14 protein-coding genes are annotated in these 17483 nt (G+C 53.5%); 7 read left to right on the top strand and 7 right to left on the bottom strand.

Features of this window, described 5'->3' with window-relative positions:
- The first annotated feature begins 457 nt into the window (after positions 1 to 457).
- From WA318_RS08755 to WA318_RS08730, 6 genes are all read left to right on the top strand, one after another.
- The gene (locus tag WA318_RS08755; protein ID WP_336080624.1) at positions 458 to 4171 is read left to right on the top strand and encodes a vitamin B12-dependent ribonucleotide reductase; all 3714 of its coding nucleotides are present in this window, start codon (positions 458 to 460) and stop codon (positions 4169 to 4171) included.
- Positions 4172 to 4280: 109 nt separating this feature from the next.
- Complete coding sequence (locus tag WA318_RS08750) at positions 4281 to 4673, top strand: DUF3010 family protein (protein WP_336080623.1); 393 nt, start codon at positions 4281 to 4283, stop codon at positions 4671 to 4673.
- Positions 4674 to 4676: 3 nt separating this feature from the next.
- Complete coding sequence (locus tag WA318_RS08745) at positions 4677 to 5753, top strand: protein kinase domain-containing protein (RefSeq protein ID WP_336080622.1); 1077 nt, start codon at positions 4677 to 4679, stop codon at positions 5751 to 5753.
- Between the two features lie 17 nt (positions 5754 to 5770).
- On the top strand, positions 5771 to 6325 hold the full coding sequence (locus WA318_RS08740; protein WP_336080621.1) for an isochorismatase family protein: 555 nt from the start codon (positions 5771 to 5773) through the stop codon (positions 6323 to 6325).
- Between the two features lie 372 nt (positions 6326 to 6697).
- Positions 6698 to 8389 (top strand): autotransporter outer membrane beta-barrel domain-containing protein, encoded by a 1692-nt coding sequence (locus tag WA318_RS08735; protein WP_336080620.1) that lies wholly within the window; start codon positions 6698 to 6700, stop codon positions 8387 to 8389.
- A gap of 324 nt (positions 8390 to 8713) precedes the next feature.
- Complete coding sequence (locus WA318_RS08730) at positions 8714 to 9541, top strand: DODA-type extradiol aromatic ring-opening family dioxygenase (protein WP_336080619.1); 828 nt, start codon at positions 8714 to 8716, stop codon at positions 9539 to 9541.
- A 62-nt stretch (positions 9542 to 9603) separates the two neighbouring features.
- Here the strand turns inward: WA318_RS08730 and WA318_RS08725 are convergent, their stop codons facing one another.
- The 4 genes from WA318_RS08725 to WA318_RS08710 all read right to left on the bottom strand — a co-directional run bounded on the left by WA318_RS08725 (position 9604) and on the right by WA318_RS08710 (position 13125).
- Positions 9604 to 10326: a copper resistance protein B gene (locus WA318_RS08725; RefSeq protein WP_114100035.1), complete on the bottom strand. Its 723-nt coding sequence runs from the start codon at positions 10324 to 10326 to the stop codon at positions 9604 to 9606.
- A 6-nt stretch (positions 10327 to 10332) separates the two neighbouring features.
- A complete protein-coding gene (locus tag WA318_RS08720; protein WP_336080618.1) occupies positions 10333 to 12042 on the bottom strand; it encodes a copper resistance system multicopper oxidase in 1710 nt (569 codons plus the stop codon).
- A 78-nt stretch (positions 12043 to 12120) separates the two neighbouring features.
- Entirely contained in the window at positions 12121 to 12678 is a 558-nt protein-coding gene (locus tag WA318_RS08715; RefSeq protein ID WP_336080617.1) for a cupredoxin domain-containing protein, read from the bottom strand.
- A gap of 126 nt (positions 12679 to 12804) precedes the next feature.
- Positions 12805 to 13125, bottom strand: a complete 321-nt coding sequence (locus WA318_RS08710) for a hypothetical protein (RefSeq protein ID WP_336080616.1) — start codon at positions 13123 to 13125, stop codon at positions 12805 to 12807.
- Between the two features lie 202 nt (positions 13126 to 13327).
- On the opposite strand from WA318_RS08710, the gene WA318_RS08705 reads away from it, so the two are divergent.
- A complete protein-coding gene (locus tag WA318_RS08705; RefSeq protein ID WP_336080615.1) occupies positions 13328 to 13750 on the top strand; it encodes a secondary thiamine-phosphate synthase enzyme YjbQ in 423 nt (140 codons plus the stop codon).
- 9 nt (positions 13751 to 13759) lie between these two features.
- On the opposite strand, the gene WA318_RS08700 is transcribed toward WA318_RS08705, so the two are convergent.
- From WA318_RS08700 to WA318_RS08690, 3 genes are all read right to left on the bottom strand, one after another.
- A complete protein-coding gene (locus tag WA318_RS08700) occupies positions 13760 to 14380 on the bottom strand; it encodes a TetR/AcrR family transcriptional regulator (protein WP_114099906.1) in 621 nt (206 codons plus the stop codon).
- 66 nt (positions 14381 to 14446) lie between these two features.
- Positions 14447 to 16138: a phosphoethanolamine transferase gene (locus tag WA318_RS08695; RefSeq protein ID WP_336080614.1), complete on the bottom strand. Its 1692-nt coding sequence runs from the start codon at positions 16136 to 16138 to the stop codon at positions 14447 to 14449.
- A 171-nt stretch (positions 16139 to 16309) separates the two neighbouring features.
- On the bottom strand, positions 16310 to 17209 hold the full coding sequence (locus WA318_RS08690) for a DMT family transporter (RefSeq protein WP_336080613.1): 900 nt from the start codon (positions 17207 to 17209) through the stop codon (positions 16310 to 16312).
- Positions 17210 to 17483: the final 274 nt, after the last annotated feature.

Raw genomic sequence — 17483 nt, 5'->3', positions numbered from 1 at the left:
CGCAAACAGCGGTAGCTTTGGTCTGTGTTGTGGGGAACCAACCGTCCCGACACTACATCTAGTCCGAGTCTTATGACCGGCATACAATCTCGCGGGGACAGAAACCGCAGTTTTCCGGGCCTCCCGGCCTGATTCAGAGATTGTTAACGAGAATCCCGTCAGCATCGAATCAGCAAGACAGCAACCGACCCACTACATGTTGTGGTAAAAATTGATGTCAACCACAAAGATTAGTGGACTGTGGCGAAATTTTGCCATTATAGTCTTTCCCACGGACCGGATGGTTCCAAGGGGGGACCACACCACCGACTTCAAATAGATGCGACGCGCCAAAAAAGCCGGAAAATAACGGCCCTTGGGGCAGCGCAATAGCGATGAGCAAACTATATAGAATCAGGCGATGTTGGCGCATTACCAGATAGCGCCCCCTTACGTCTGATCAGAACCGGAGCAGACCATGCGGATTACCAGAAAGTTCACTCAGGACGGTGTCAGCCCGTACGCCGACATCGAATTTCGTAAGTCATCTTCTGTCATCAAAAACCCGGATGGTTCCGTTGTTTTTGCGATGAATGACATCGACATGCCCGCTTCCTGGTCACAGGTGGCGAGTGACGTTCTGGCTCAGAAATACTTCCGCAAGGCCGGTGTTCCGGTTGCGCTCAAACCGGTCAAGGAAAAGGACGTCCCGTCCTGGCTGTGGCGTCAGACCGCTGACACCGCCAAACTTGACAAGATGCCTGCTGAAAAACGCTACACCAGCGAAACCAGCGCGACCCAGGTCTTTGACCGTCTCGCAGGTACCTGGACCTATTGGGGCTGGAAAGGCGGCTATTTTGACGCCGAATCTGATGCGCAGGCTTTCTTTGATGAAATGCGCTATCAGCTTTCCCACCAGATGGGCGCGCCGAACTCTCCGCAGTGGTTCAACACCGGTCTGCATTGGGCTTATGGCATTGATGGCCCGGCACAGGGTCACTCCTATGTTGATTTCAAAACCGGCGAACTGACCAAATCGGCAAGCGCATATGAACACCCGCAGCCGCATGCCTGCTTCATTCAGTCCGTTGCTGACGATCTGGTCAACGAAGGCGGCATCATGGATCTCTGGACCCGTGAAGCCCGTCTGTTCAAATTCGGCTCCGGTACCGGTTCGAACTTCTCCAACGTTCGTGGCGGCGGCGAGACCCTTTCGGGTGGCGGTCGTTCCTCGGGCCTGATGAGCTTCCTGAAAATCGGTGACCGCGCAGCTGGCGCCATCAAGTCGGGTGGCACCACCCGTCGTGCGGCGAAAATGGTCGTGGTTGATATCGATCACCCGGACATCGAAGAATATATTGATTGGAAAGTTGTCGAAGAGCAGAAAGTTGCTGCCCTTGTTGCCGGTTCCAAACTTGCTGAAAAACACCTGACTGCTGTTCTTGCAGCCTGCACCAACTGGGACGGTGCGGCGGATTCCGAAGACCGCTTCGTTCCGCGCCAGAACCCGCAGCTCAAAGAAGCTGTTCTGGCTGCACGCGCCGTGATGATCCCGGATTCCTATATCAACAAGATCATCGAGTTCGCGCGTCAGGGCTTCACCGAAATCAGCTTCAAGACCTATGACACCGACTGGGATTCCGAGGCATATCTGACCGTATCGGGTCAGAACTCGAACAACTCTGTTCGTGTATCGAATGACTTCCTGCAGGCAGTTCTCGACAATTCCGACTGGAACCTGACCCGCCGTACCGATGGCAAGATTTCCAAGACCGTTAATGCACGTGATCTTTGGGACAAGGTTGGTGAAGCAGCCTGGGCTTGTGCCGATCCGGGCATCCAGTACGACACTACGATTAACGAATGGCACACCTGCCCGAATTCGGGTCGCATCAATGCGTCCAACCCGTGCTCGGAATATATGTTCCTTGATGACACCGCATGTAACCTTGCATCGCTCAACCTGATGAACTTCCGTTCTGACGATGGCGGCGTGGACATCGCGGCTTACGAACATGCCGTTCGTCTGTGGACTGTGGTTCTTGAAATCTCGGTTCTGATGGCACAGTTCCCGTCTGACCGTATCGCAGAACTCTCCTATCGTTACCGTACCCTTGGCCTTGGCTATGCCAACATTGGCGGCCTGCTGATGAGCATGGGTATCTCGTACGACAGCGACGAAGGCCGTGCGATTGGCGCGTCCCTGACCGCGATCATGTGTGGCGTATCCTATGCGACCTCGGCCGAAATGGCTGGCGAACAGGGTCCGTTCCCGGGTTATGCCGATAACGCCGATGAAATGCTGCGTGTCATGCGCAACCATCGTCGTGCGGCTTACGGCGAACAGGAAGGCTACGAAGGTCTTTCGATCAATCCGGTTCCGCTGGTTGCTGCTGACAGCCCCTATGCCGATCTTCCGGTAGCAGCGCGTGCTGCTTGGGACAAGGCACTGGAACTTGGCGAAAAGCACGGTTACCGCAACGCCCAGACCACTGTTATTGCCCCGACCGGCACCATCGGTCTGGTCATGGATTGCGACACCACCGGTATCGAGCCTGACTTCGCACTCGTGAAGTTCAAAAAGCTTGCTGGCGGCGGTTACTTCAAAATCATCAACCGTACCGTTCCGGTTGCGCTTGCAACGCTCGGCTATACCGAAAACCAGATCCGCGACATTGAAAAATACGCGGTTGGTCATGGCACCCTGGTTGGTTCGCCGGCGATCTCGCATGACGATCTGCGCGCCAAAGGTTTCGATGACGACGCAATTGCCAAGGTCGAAGGCGCGCTTAAAAACGCATTCGACGTCAAATTCGTCTTCAACAAATACACCTTTGGTGATGATTTCTGCATCAACACCCTTGGCCTCGATGCCAAAGCCATCAATTCGATGGACTTTGACATGCTCGCAGCCCTTGGGTTCGACAAGAAACAGATCGAAGCAGCAAACACCTATGTTTGCGGTTCGATGACCCTTGAAGGTGCACCGCATCTGCGTGACGAAGACCTTCCGGTCTTTGATTGTGCAAATCCGTGCGGCCGTATCGGCAAGCGTTACCTGTCGGCAGAAAGCCACATCCGCATGATGGCAGCGGCCCAGCCGTTCATCTCGGGTGCGATTTCCAAAACCATCAACATGCCGAGCAGCGCCAACATTCAGGATTGCAAGGACGCCTACATGCTGTCCTGGCGTCTGGGTCTTAAGGCAAACGCCCTGTACCGTGATGGTTCGAAACTCAGCCAGCCGCTCAACTCTGCTCTGGTTGAAGAAGACGATTACGCAGATCAGCCGACTGCCGCCAAGGCAACCGCTGCTTCTGAACAGATCGTCGAGAAAATCATCGAACGCGTCATCCGTGGCGACCGTCGTTCGCTTCCGGGTCGCCGCAAGGGTTACACCCAGAAGGCCACCGTTGGCGGTCACAAGGTTTACCTGCGCACTGGTGAATATGAAGACGGCAAGCTTGGCGAAATCTTCATCGACATGCACAAGGAAGGCGCTGCTTTCCGCTCGTTGATGAACAACTTCGCCATCGCAGTTTCCATCGGCCTTCAGTATGGCGTGCCGCTGGAAGAATATGTCGAAGCCTTCACCTTCACCCGGTTCGAGCCGTCAGGCATGGTTTCGGGCAACGATGCGATCAAGATGGCAACCTCCATCCTTGATTACATGTTCCGCGAACTGGCCATCTCCTATCTTGGCCGTAACGACCTTGCCCATGTTCAGCCGTCCGACATCCTTCCCGATGCGGTTGGCGAAGGTGTCGCCGAAGGCGATCTTGGTGAAGAAGGCAAAAGAACCGGCGATCAGGCGATCGAAACCATCCGCAAGGTGGCATCAAGCGGCTTCGTGCGTCGCAACCTCTATGTGGTTGACGGCGGTGCCCAGACCGAAGAACGCGTGATCGAGGTAAAGTCCACCGGTACGGACGGTCATGGCCATAATCACAGCCATGAAACCACCACAAGTGCTGTGACCACCGCTGCACCGTCAGCACCGCAGAACAATGCGATCCTGACCGCCAGCGAAGAAGTCATCGCCAAAACCGATGCCAAAATGGACAAGATCCGCGAAGCCCGCATGAAGGGTTACGAAGGCGACGGTTGCCCCGATTGCGGTAACTTCACCCTGGTCCGTAACGGCACCTGCCTGAAATGCGACTCTTGTGGCGCGACCACCGGTTGCTCCTAAGGCAGCGCCAGTTAAAGTTGAATACCCGGGACACTATACTAGTATATAGTTTCAATTAATGTAATAATGGCTCCAGTCAAGACTGGGGCCATTATTATTTGGAGCATTTATGAAGGTACTTGGGGTCGAGTTCGCTGGAAAAGAGATGCGTTACATTTTAACTCATCAAAATGATGATGAAATAACTTGGGACGAGATTTATGAGAAACTTTCTTTGTCTGAAACGAGATCTCACGAACATTTGCGCACATTCAACACCGCAGTTGGAACTCTCCTTGCCGAAATCGAACCAGATCTAATAGGCATCAAAAAGTTTCAGGAGAATGGCTCTATGAGTTCTGGCGGTGCAGCCATTAAGATGGAAGCAATTCTCCTACTGAATGCAACCTGCGAAGTTAAATTCATCTCAAGTCAAAAGATAAAGAAGTGCTCAGTAAATGATCCACCGAAGAAGTACATCGCCAATGCTCTCAAGGCTGCAATACTTGCTGGCGAGCAGTAAGATATGGAAATGTTGACCGACCTTCCTGAGGAACTAAAACAATACGTTTTAGACGAGATTTCTCAACACTATGAGATTATGGACCGCCACTACGGTGGCCAGAATGGTTACCTAATATTTGCCAAAAACAGAACTACTGGCAGAGAGTATGCTATTAAATTCTACTCCGGTGAACCAGGCGATGGCCAACACGATGAGCCTTCCCTCCTCGCCAAAGTTGAGTCGAAGTCCATACTACCAATTTTTGATGCCCGACAGGTCGACGACGATTGGGCATATTTTATTACGCCTAGACGATTTGAAGGAAACCTTGACGAAGTAATCGCTACAGGTGTTTCTCCACGCGAAGCAATTCGTTTAACTCAAGACATTTTGCAAGGCCTTGGTGTAATACATCAGAACTCAATGGTTCACCGTGACCTCAAACCAGCAAACATCGTAATTCATGAATCTGTGCCACAGATTGCAGATTTTGGAAGCCTTAAGTTAGTCAATTCCGATGACGAAAAAGTAACCGCATCCAAGCACTCTGTTCTGTATCGACCTCCAGAATCCTTCGATACAAATGAATACGACAAAAAAGGCGATATCTATCAAGTTGGTTGCATATTGTATCAACTATGTGGCGGATATTTTCCTTACGACGCTATAGAGCACTTCAACTCTAAAGATATATCTAAATACAAGAAGATCACTGACGCATGTGATCAAAGCTTATTTCAAGATCAAGTGATACAACGCAGGGCTCAAAGTGGAAAACTAATTGACCTTAACAGCTTACCACCATGGATCCCCAAACAGTTGAAAACTGTTATTCGGCAAATGACAAATGCTAACCCTGAAAAACGGTTCCATGGAGTTTCCGCGGCAACAGTTGCGCTTACTAAGGCCTTTGCATCTACAAATGATTTCAGCATGACAACTGACGGCTTGAAGCTTCGCCTTAGTGACCGGTCTGTTCTGTTCCAAGAGGTAGATAAAGATCGATTTGTAGCTCTACAGGATAAAGGCTCTGGTTTTAGACGAATTCCGGGAACAGAAGAACAGCCACTCGAGGTGTTGCTGATACCCTACTTATGAATTTCCAGAGAGTTCAAATGGAGAATACCGCACTCATCGTCCTTGATGTGCAAAAGGCGATGGATGATCCGCGCTGGAATGCCAAAAACAATCCCGGTTATGCCGATGTGATTGCCAAACTGCTGGCGGCCTTTCGGGCGGCAAAGCTTCCGATCATTCATATCCGCCACGAAGAAGCCAATCCGGCCTCAAGCTTCTATGTCAACGGTCCCGGACAACCGTTCAAGGATGAAGTCAAACCACACGATGGCGAAACCATCATCACCAAGTCTGTTAATTGCGCCTTTATCGGAACTGATTTGGAAAAACATCTGCGCGACCGCGGCATTACGCGCCTGATCTTTACCGGTGTGGTCATTCATAACTCGATGGATGTCTCGATCCGTGCCGCCCACTGCCTTGGCTTTGAATGCCATTTACCGCTCGATGCCACCACCGCGATTGATGTCACGGATGCCAACGGCAAACGGTTCGATGCCCAAACCGTGTTTGATCTTTATGCCGCCGTGCTGGCTTCGGAATATTGCAGCCTGACCCAAAGCACCGATGTGATTGCCAACCTGTCCGCATAACGATATGCGGCCCACAAACCGGCCCTCCTATCCACATTTGCGCAATATCTATCCACTTAGTGTCAAAAATCGACATCATCCTCCCTTTAAGAATAGCCCTTCCCATGCACCACCCCTAAAGCTCTTGCAACGGGACCGATCCGTCGGCACCGATCAAAAAGGACATGGGCATGGCGAACAATGCATAAGAACAGAATCACCTTCAAACCGGGACGATCTGATCGTTCGCCACTCAACGCGTGCAAATCTTTCTTTAAAAAAGGGCTTTATGCGCTGGCCCTGACCGGACTATCCCTGCCCTTTGCCAACAGCGCTTTCGCCCTGAGCACGGGGTGTACTGTTTGGAACACTTCAACCACCAGCAACGGCGTAGTGGCCAGCAACCAAGCGTTTGGCGCTTGGGAGGTGGCCAAGGTCACCTTCAAACACAACGACGCAGGCGGTGCATCGCCAGTTAACTATACCTATACCTATACGGATAATGTAAACGCCGCCAATTCCCGCGCCGCCACGGCGGGCAGCATTAGCCTCGGCGAAACAGTCACCCTCACCATTCAGATTCCGGGCGATACAACAAACGGCAGGCTTTTCATGTCTGGCCCCGGTGCGGAGTACAACATAACGGTAAGCTGCGTTGCCGGAACAGAACCGGTCGCGGAAGAAGAGGAGGCTGAAAAAATAAAATCCTCCGCAAGCACGTCATCCGCTGTTATCGGTGCTGTCTCGCGATCCCAAACCACGGTTGTTCAACAAAATATCGCATCGCGCGTCTCATCGGTAATCAGTATTGCCAACACTTCCAATACGGACAATGTGGCGGGCCTTACCACCTCTGTGCGCGAAACAACCGTCCCCCATCGTGCCAGCCTGATCGACACCACCGCTGGTCATGATGATCGCAACAACAACGGCAACAGCATCACCGACCGCAATGATGCGCTGCGTCGCATGGCGATGATGGGCAGTTTTGACAGTTCCACCGGTCAGGGCATGCAAATGCTGGGCCTTGGCCCGACCGATCAAGGCGATGTGGGCGGCGCCAGCGGCATTGATGGCCGTGCGGCCTTTGCCACCACCACGCCCTTTACCGTGTGGGGGCATGGCTCCTTTACCTCGGTTGATAGTGACTATGTCAATGGCGGTACGGACAACCGCTATGACGGCGATGTCTGGGGCTATAATGTCGGGCTCGATTACAAATTCGCCGATGCGCTGATTGCGGGCCTGTCGCTGGGCTATAACGATACCGACCTGACCACCGCCTTTAACAGTGGCAGCTATCAGGAAACCGGCTGGGTCGCATCGCCCTATGTTATTTATCGCCCGATGGCCAATCTCAACATCGTCGCCGAGGCCGGATATGGCATGGGTGATATTGATGTCACCCGCGACAACAATACGGTGTCGGGAAATACAGACTCAGACATGTGGTATGCCGCGATGACCACATCCTATCGGATTCAGCCATATGACACCCTACCGGTGTCCCTGACCCCTTCCGTGGCCTTTATGGCCGCCCGTAAAACCGTCGATGGCTATACCGAAAGTGACGGCACAAACAATGCCACCACCCGGTCGAACACCCGGCAGATCAAACCGGCGATCGAGGCCGCCTATGATTTCGCGCCCACTCAAAGCCTGACCATAACGCCATTCCTTGAAACCGGCCTGATCTATGATTTCACCGATGAAATCAACAATGACAAAACCGCGTTCAATATTGGTGGCGGTGTGCGACTGTCTGACCGCAATACGGGGCTCAATGCCGCCCTTGAAGGCGACTATCTTGCCGGGCGCGCTGATTACACCGAGTACACCATCGGGGGCACGGTGACCTATGGCTTTGCCCTGCTCGATCAGGATGGACGCCAAATCGGGATTGTCACACCGTTCTTTACCAGCAAGCTCAATGAATATGGCAATCAGCGCGTCCGTACCGGCCTTGGCTTTGATGCCGGACGCCTGACCAGTGAACTCGCATTCAGCCACATGATGTCGGTGGCCAATGACGATGACAACAGTGATACCAGTGCGGTTGAAGTTACCATGTCAGTGCCTTTCTGATCGCAGTCTCCGGGAATAGGATAGATCACCGGCTTCAGACTTCTGATCTTTACCGGTCTGGTGATCCATACCCTGATGGATCACCATCCGCGGGGCCGAACATTCCCGGTACAGGCTGACATGTGTCTGATCTCCATGCCGCTACTCTTGCATCGGAATATTGCCATCTGACGGACAGCAAAGCCGTCATTTACACCCTGACAATGTTTCCGATTGACCGACAAAACAAGTCAATATCAACACACTGTTGACCAAACGTGACTAGTCAACCGTTCGACCAGAGCGCATATTCACCTCAGATGATTTCATGATCGAGGTAGTTTCATGACCGAGATGTCACATAATTCCGGAAGCACTGCCAAAAGCCTTGCGCCGATATTTATCTCTCACGGCTCGCCGATGCTGGTTGCCCGTCAAAGCACGCCCGCCTTTGATTTCTTTGTTGGCCAGCTTGGCCCTCAGACCGACGGGGTCCGTGCCATTCTGATGGTTTCGGCACACTGGCAAACAGCTGAACCGACCATCTCGACCTCCGCCCGTCAGGAAACCATTCATGACTTTTACGGTTTCCCGCAACCGCTTTATCAGTTGCATTACGACGTTGCCGGCGACCCGGCACTGGCACAGCAAATCGCCGATCAGATCGGCCTCGCGACGGATCGCACCCGCGGCCTTGATCACGGTGCATGGATGCCAATGATCCTTGCCCGCCCCGATGCCGATATCCCGGTATTTCAGCTTTCCATGCTCGGCCATGGCGGTCCCAAGGAGCATTACGAGCTGGGGCAGAAACTGCGCGGGTTGCGTGACCTTGGTGTTCTTGTCGTCGCAAGTGGTGCCATGACCCATAACCTTCGCGTCCTTGATCGGAACGAAGGTGCGATTGATCCCTGGGCGGTTGAATTCACCAACTGGATGATTGAGCGGGTCAGGGCTCGCGATATCGACGCCCTTCTCAATTATCGCAGCCTCGCACCGCATGCCGTCATGGCCCATCCCGAGGATGATCACCTGATGCCGCTTTATGTAGCGCTGGGTGCCGCATCCGATGACTTCGAACCCGATCTTCTGCATGACAGTTACGAGTTCGGCAATCTCGCCATGACCGCATTGCGTTTTTATGATCAGGGCGAAGCCAGGATCGCGGCCTAACCCGCTGGCGTAAATTCAACAGAATCAAAAAGGCCGGAAGAACTCATCTCCCGGCCTTTTGTCTAGAACATCATGCGAATGCCCGTGACCACATAGGTGGCCTCGTAATCCTCGCCGTCATGTTTGGCGAAATCGGCGGTATCCCCGAACTTCCGTTCATAGGCAACCCCCACATAGGGCACAACCGCACGATCAATCAGATCGTAGCTCAGTCGCAAGCCGAACTCGGCACTTGAAATACCCTTGCCGACTTCGATTTCACGATCTTCCGAGAACGCCGCATTGATTTCGAACGATGGCGTCAGGATCAACCGGTTGGTCAGAAGCCCTTCATATTCGACATCAAGCCGCGCAGAACCATCGCCCGTCTCGCTGACGAAAAGATCGGCATCGACTTCAAACCATTGCGGCGCAAGCCCGACGACACCAACCGTGCCGTACCAGCGATCCGCGCCCTCGGGGGTGTCAATCCGCACACCGCCCTTGGCATCGAAAAAGTCACTGATCGGGGTTTGCAGGACAAACCGGTTTTCCAGCTTCTCGTAGTTATCCGCATCAAGGTCACGTTCGCCCTCTCCCTGCCAGCGCAGTTTCAGTTCGTCCGTGCCGACAAAGGCGTCCGTATCCCAGACAAGGCGTTTTTCGCTTTCGTCACCGACGCGGTATTCAAACTGTTCGGCCTGAAACCCGTAATAAATCCGGGCGTCCATCGCCATACCGGCACTCGAAAACGAACCCAGCGCCAGTGCGACACCGCCGCCAATCATCAGATCAAATCTTTTCATGATGGATCAATTCCCGTTCTCAAGTTTGGCGACCGTTGGTCCGCCTTCGACAATGACCTTGCGGAACATCCCGGTCGCCATGTGATAGCTCAGATGGCAATGGAATGCCCATTCACCGGGCTCATCGACTTCGGTTTCCGAATAGACCGTGGTGCCGGGATTGATGCTGATCGTGTGTTTGACCGGGTTCCACTTGCCCTGCCCGGTATCAAGGATCGACCACATGCCATGCAGATGCATCGGATGGGTCATCATGGTTTCATTGACAAACTTGAACCGTACCCGTTCACCGTATTTCAGGCGGATCGGTTCGGCATCCTCGTATTTCACGCCATTGATCGACCAGCTATAGCGTTCCATATTCCCGGTCAGGCGCAATTCGATCTCGCGGGTGGCCGGACGTTCGGCATAAAGCGGCTTCTGTGCTTTCAGATCTGCGTATGACAGGAACTTTCCGCCATTCGCCGCTTCGGGGATCAGGCCACTGCCCGCCGCATAAAACGGGTCAGCCTTGTCAGCCATACCCATCATCGAATGATCCATTCCGGCCATGTTCGAATGGTCCATCCCCGGCATGGTATCCTGTGCGTTGCTATCCATTTCCTCCGTTGCCGCCGTCGCCATTGCACCATGATCCATTCCGGCCATGTCACCGTGGCTCATGCCCATATCAGCCATGGTCAGAAGCGGTGCCTCGGTTCTGAGTTCCGGCATTTCGGCGCGCATGCCTTCCCGCGGGGCCAGCGTGGCAAAGGCAAATCCCGACCGCCCCATGGACTCGGCCATGATCGGATAGGCCTTTTCTTCCTTGGGCTGAACAATCACGTCATAGGTTTCGGCAACCGAAATACGGAACTCGTCAACCTTGACCGGCTGCACATTATTGCCGTCGGCCTGCACCACCGTCATCTCAAGCCCCGGTATCCGCACATCGAAATAGGTCATGGCCGACGCATTGATAAACCGAAGCCGCACCCGTTCATCGGGCTTGAACAAGCCGGTCCAGTTCTGATCGGGCGACATGCCATTGATCAGGCCAACAAAGCCCTGCACATCCTCGATATCGGTTGGCATCATCCGCATCGAACCCCAGTCGCCGCGTTCCGAAAGCGTCGCGCCCAGACCGTTTTTCGACACATCACCGATAAAATCGGCAAGGGTACGCTGATTGCGGTTGTAATAGTCCGGCATCATTTTCAGGTTACGCAGAATGCGGTCACCCGAATGCGGATGCTTGTCTTTCAGAACCACCACATATTCGCGGTCAAACTTGAACGGTTCGCGCTTTTGCGGCTCGATAATGATCGAACCATAGGCCCCGTCGGGCTCCTGAAAACCGGAATGGCTATGGAACCAGTAGGTGCCGCTTTGTTTGACCGGAATGCGATAGGTAAATGTCTCGCCCGGTTCAATTCCGGGGAAACTGATGCCCGGCACCCCGTCCATCTGATAGGGCAGGATCAAGCCATGCCAATGGATCGATGTTGCCTCATCAAGATTGTTGGTGACCTTGATCACCGCTTCTTCGCCTTCCTTGAACCGCAAGGTCGGACCGGGGGATGACCCGTTATAGCCAATCCCCGTTGTTTTCATCTCGCCGGTATCAATCGTGACGTAATCGACCGACAGGTCATAGCTCGCAGCCTGACTGCCCGAGGACAGGACAAGTGCTGCCAACGTGCCCCAAAGGGCACCTTTGACATAGTGATTTTTCATTTCTTGAATTCCCAAAAACTCGGAAACGCCAGAGGCAGCGGGATTTTCCCCGGCCCCTGGCATCGCAAACCGGTTGGCCTATGACTGCAGACGGACCTTGCCCATCATGCCGCTTTCATAGTGGCCCGGCACATTGCAGGCGAACTCAAGCTCGGTATCGTTCGGAAATGTCCAGATGATCTCGGCCGTTTTTCCGGGTTCAAGAAGCACACTGTTGGGATCGTTATGCTCCATGGTCATGCCGTTCCCCATGTCCATTTTCATCATGTCCATGTGGATTTTGTCGGCATCAAGCGCACCATGCTCCATCATCATCATCATTTCTTTCTGATGGCTGGCATGCATGGCCGCAGTACCGATATTGAATTCATGAACGAATTCACCCTTGTTCACGATCTCGAACCGCACGGTTTCACCGGCGCGCACCTCGATGGTTTCCATATCAAAGAAATTGTCTTCCATCGTAACCTGGATGGTCCGGGTTACATCGGCTACCTTGCCCGGCGCACCGATATTGGTGGTCTGCGCACCATGACCGGGGCTGGCAAAACTCGCCACCGGTACACTCATCAGGGACCCGATAATCGCGGTTGAAAGAACAATACGGGCAAGGAAAGTCGATTTAGAGTTGGGCATATCATGCTCCTGAAAATAATCATCGAACTGATAGCCGCCGTTGCACAAACACATGCGCAAGTTTTGCTGTTTCACCCTGAACGGATCAAACAAACGACGGCATTTATCAAAAAGAAGGGATTATTTTCAGGCGCGGGGCGGTTTGTAGCTGCCATCCGCCTCGGCGGAAACAACGGTCCGTTCCCTGACCCAGAAGGTCACAGTCGAAACCACCGGCATGAACAATGCCTTGCTGATCTGTTCATCGACATAGGGGCCACAAACCGTCATGCCGCAAATATCGGCATGCGATCCGTGGGGATCGAATGAAGCCGGTTGCGCGGCATCGACCATCACGGCGTGATGCGCTTGACCCGCATGGCCGGATGCTGCCTGCACTGTATCATGCCCCGACAGCAGAACTGTCAGACTGATCAGGATCACAAGCATGCAGGAAACGAAACGCAACAGATTTATTCCAGTTTAAAGTTAACGGCCAAATCGTTATGCGCACACCGCGATTTGGTCAAGTGGCAATATTGTGGCACGCCATAACACATTGTAAAATTGTGATTTTAACCGAATTTCTGCACATCAGATTTACCGGCCTTGTCATCGCATCACCGGCCTTTTACGATCAGGCCGCCCCATCATCACCGGACAAAATGCCATGCTGCGTCAGGAACAAGTCACCTTCGAAGTCAAAACCAGTGCTCAGGGTCTGATCGAAATCACCGATCAGGTGCAGTCATGGATTGGCCAGACCGGCATCATGCGCGGCCAACTGACCGTCTTTGTCCGACACACATCGGCAAGCCTGACCATTCAGGAAAATGCCGATCCCGATGTCCGCCTTGATCTGGAAACATTTTTTGACCGGCTGGTTCAGGAAAATCCGAGCCTTTATCGCCATACCTGCGAAGGCCCGGACGATATGCCTGCCCATATCAAATCGGCGCTCACCGACGTGTCCCTGACCATTCCGGTTGATAATGGCTATGCGATGCTCGGCACCTGGCAGGGGATTTACCTGTTTGAACATCGTCACGCACCGCATCGGCGGAACGTGATCCTGCATCTGATCGGGGAATAAACCGATATATCAGACAGCAAGTTCCGGCTTGCGCGCCCAAAGACCGATCGTCTGGACTTCGATCAGTTCACGCAATGTCGCGCACATGTCTTCGCAGTCAAAATTCTGCGTGCTCATATGCTCGTGAACCGTAAACAGAAACAGCGCCATCAAAGTTTTGCGGATCAGATCCGGTGAAAGATCGGGATTGAGTTCGCCACAAAGCTGGGCTTCCTCAATCAGGTCGCGCGTCGCCTTGAGCAGTCCGCTACGATCAAGCATTTCATTGACCGCCCCCTTGCGCGGGGAAAAGGCCACCTGTTGCATGATCATGGACCAAAGCCCCGGATGCAAGCCGATCTGCGTAAAGCGATAGGAGGCCACATGCATCATCTTGTCCACAAAGCACCATTCCGGGTCCATGGTATGCAGACCCTTTTCAATGGCTTCGGCCAGTTGCGTGCAGACACAACTGATGATCAGTTCTTCCTTGGTCGGGAAGTGATGAAAAATGGTGCCTTCGGCCACCCCGGCCCGTTTGGCGATTTCGCGCGTCGATGCGCCTTCAAAATCACCTTCTTCAAGACAGCTGCGCGCAGCCTCAAGAATCTTCTGACGGGTTTCCTCGCGTCTGGTTGCCCGGATGCTCATCGGGGCCCTCCAATTGGTCAAGTGAACTCACTGAGTAAACTCAATTAATACGAAGAGCCCTTTCTGTCAATTCCTCTGAATCGTCCCTGACATGTCGAGTGCCGCTTCAAGAACCGGTTTGCTGCAACTGGCCAGAATGTCTTTTTTCTGCTGATAAAGGCTCGTGGAAACATGCATTGCCCCCAGAACCGTCGAAAACAGATTGTCATGTGAAAATGCCGCATCCCGGGCCGCAGATGACAGGCAATCGCCTTCGATTTCACGTGATGCCTGATAGTCCTCGGACATCCACATCATCATCGGAACATGGGTCTGCTCTTCCGGGGCGAACATATAGGGCGCACCATGCAGATAAAGCCCGCCCCCGCCCAGAGACTCCCCATGATCGGAAACATAAAGCAGCACCGTGTTATAGCGATCCTGATAGCTTTTCAGCTTCGCGATCAGCTGGGCGACAACATAATCGGTATAGCGGATCGTGTTGTCATAGGTATTGACCAGTTCCTGTGTGCTGCAATTCTCAATATCACTGCGCGGGCAATCCGGGGCAAAGGCACGCTGGGTATCGGGATAGCGTTTGTAATAGGTCGGCCCGTGGCTTCCCATCAGATGAAACGCAATCAGCTGGTTCTCGGCCTTGTCTGAAACCTGCTGATCAAGCTGGCGCAGCATGACCTCGTCAAAGCAGGTGCCAAGGGCACATTCTTCGGGGAAGTCCTTGGGCGAAATCTCGATGGTTGGCACACGGTCGCAAACGCCCTTGCATCCCTCGTCATTGTCTTTCCAAAGAACCCTGATCCCCGCATGGCTCAGAACATCCATCAGGCTTTCGCTATGGCGTGCCGCCTCGCCGTCATAAACGGCGTGATCCATCGGCGAGAACATGCAGGGCACCGATACCGCCGTTGCGGTCCCGCAGGATTGCACATTCTGGAATGCCACCAGCCCGTCAATCTTGCTGGTAAAGGGCGATGTCGCACGCCCATAGCCATTCGCGGCAACACTTTGCGCGCGCGCCGTTTCCCCGATCACAAGGAACATCAAAGTCGGTTTGTCGTCGCCCGGTTTGGCAACAAGGCGGGCATCCTCGCCAATCTTGCGAAATGGCATATCGGCATAAAGATAGCGCCGCTTCACATACTGGATGGTCCCGGCAATGTAGTTTGACGGAACGATCTCCTTGCCAAGGACCTTGTGATTGCGCCCGACCGATGCGTAATCCTTGAAATAAAGTGCCCCCATCCCGCCCATCATCACCAGCGGCACCGCAATCATCGCAAAGCGCTGCGCCAGTCCGCGCAAAACGGTTTGCGGAAAACGGATCGGCACCAGTATCAGGACCAAGGCCGGGACAAGGCCCGTCACCACAAACCACAGAACCGACGACAGGTTCAGATAGGAAAAGGCTTCTGTCTGATTGGTTTCGACCACGTTCTCGATCATGCTGCGGTCAAAAACGATGCCGTATTTGACCATCGCATAATGCGCCAATGATCCGGTCAAAATCAGAAAAACAAAGAACGGCTTGAACAGATAGCGGAAAGTAAATGGCGTGAACACCACCGTCGTTGCGATAAAAACCACAATCGGCGCACTGATCGCAAAGCCAATGTCATATTCGCCCAGGTCGCTCAAAATCTGATAAAAATGACCAAGCAACTTGCTATTCAGAATAAAGGCGAAATACGCAACCAGCACCATCAGGACGATGCGATAATCAATTGGCTTAAGGGTCGGCAAGAACCGGAAACGGGGCATGAAGGCCTACCTGCTACGTGGACATATCCATCCCACAACAGGTTGAACCGCAAGGCCGACACAGGGTCACAAAGCTGCAATTCAACAGGTGGGACGCCCGACCCAAAGGCCGGATGTTCCACCCATACCCAGCAAAGCTGACACGAACCTGAACAGTCCGAAAAAGACAGATTAAAGCGACGCACCTGCCCGCATGCGGCGGACTTCACGGATGCCAAGAAAGCTGTGAACAACCAATGTTGCAATCACCACCGTCCCGCAGATCAATGTGGTCTGGCTTGGCACTTCACCGATAAACACCCAGACCAGAAATGACCCGAATATTGCTTCATTAAGCATGATCAGTCCGACCTCGGCGGCGGGGATTTTGCGCGCCCCGGCCGAGATAAACAAAAATGACACCGGCAACACCCAGAAGCCCAGCAACACCAGCCACAACCAGTCAAGCCCGGTCACCGTAAACGGATCGGCACTCGGCAACAGGATCAACGCCCCCAAAAACGCGCCCAGCAACATCGCCTTGACTTCATTGGTGTGCGGACGTGCGCCAATGACGTTAAAGAACCCGGCCATGCAGGTCGCGGTTCCCAGCGCCAGAATATCCCCAAGCGCATTCTTGCCGCCAAACCCGGCCCCGACAATCATTGCAAGGGCGACCAGAACCACAAGCGACGCGATCCAGGTCCGCATCGGTTGTGACCGTTTGAAAACAAAGACCCCCATCAAACCGGCAATCAGCGGCGCTGCGGCAATGATCACCAAGGTATTGGCGGCATCGGTATTGCGTACCGACAGGATGAAAAAGATCGTCGTGCCACAGAAAAACAGCGCGGCCGGGATTTCGGTTTTGCTCGGGGTGATGGATTGCAAGACACCCTCGCCGCGACGATGCCCCTTCCACAGTGCCATCAGAAGCGATGCCACACAAAGCAGCGTCACCCGCCAGAACGATGCCGTCATGTCATCAACCTTGATCAACCGGATCAAAAGCGCATCCGGGCAAATGACCAGCACCCCGATCAGGGCAAGCCACGCACCGTGCAAATTTTCCATCCGTTGACGAAGTGACATATGCTGCAACCTTCAAATAACTGGTTTCATTATAAAAACACGCCCGAAACTTGATCTCTGACATCAATTTTCTGCACATAGTTGTGGGGCGCTTTGACGCCGATGGCAATTTGATTTTTCTCAACTGTCGGTGAAACGATCCTTTTGGCGGTCCCGGTGCTGAACCGGCCGCAGGTTTTGGCACCGTCAGTCTGCAATGATGCAGCGCATCCAAAAGAAACTGTTTTGTTCGGCCCGCAAGGTCGCTAAGTTTGCGTCAAACTACACGTCCCCA

This window comes from Thalassospira sp. CH_XMU1448-2 (genome assembly GCF_037027285.1).
Lineage (GTDB): Bacteria > Pseudomonadota > Alphaproteobacteria > Rhodospirillales > Thalassospiraceae > Thalassospira > Thalassospira profundimaris_C.
The sequence above is the reverse complement of the archived record's forward strand: the minus strand, read 5'-3'. Positions and strand labels throughout refer to the sequence as shown.

Coding starts and splice junctions, on each gene's coding strand:
- WA318_RS08755 (WP_336080624.1), top strand. CDS start 458: ATGCGGATTACCAGAAAGTTCACTCAGGACGGTGTCAGCCCGTACGCC.
- WA318_RS08750 (WP_336080623.1), top strand. CDS start 4,281: ATGAAGGTACTTGGGGTCGAGTTCGCTGGAAAAGAGATGCGTTACATT.
- WA318_RS08745 (WP_336080622.1), top strand. CDS start 4,677: ATGGAAATGTTGACCGACCTTCCTGAGGAACTAAAACAATACGTTTTA.
- WA318_RS08740 (WP_336080621.1), top strand. CDS start 5,771: ATGGAGAATACCGCACTCATCGTCCTTGATGTGCAAAAGGCGATGGAT.
- WA318_RS08730 (WP_336080619.1), top strand. CDS start 8,714: ATGACCGAGATGTCACATAATTCCGGAAGCACTGCCAAAAGCCTTGCG.
- WA318_RS08725 (WP_114100035.1), bottom strand. CDS start 10,326: ATGAAAAGATTTGATCTGATGATTGGCGGCGGTGTCGCACTGGCGCTG.
- WA318_RS08720 (WP_336080618.1), bottom strand. CDS start 12,042: ATGAAAAATCACTATGTCAAAGGTGCCCTTTGGGGCACGTTGGCAGCA.
- WA318_RS08715 (WP_336080617.1), bottom strand. CDS start 12,678: ATGCCCAACTCTAAATCGACTTTCCTTGCCCGTATTGTTCTTTCAACC.
- WA318_RS08705 (WP_336080615.1), top strand. CDS start 13,328: ATGCTGCGTCAGGAACAAGTCACCTTCGAAGTCAAAACCAGTGCTCAG.
- WA318_RS08700 (WP_114099906.1), bottom strand. CDS start 14,380: ATGAGCATCCGGGCAACCAGACGCGAGGAAACCCGTCAGAAGATTCTT.
- WA318_RS08695 (WP_336080614.1), bottom strand. CDS start 16,138: ATGCCCCGTTTCCGGTTCTTGCCGACCCTTAAGCCAATTGATTATCGC.
- WA318_RS08690 (WP_336080613.1), bottom strand. CDS start 17,209: ATGTCACTTCGTCAACGGATGGAAAATTTGCACGGTGCGTGGCTTGCC.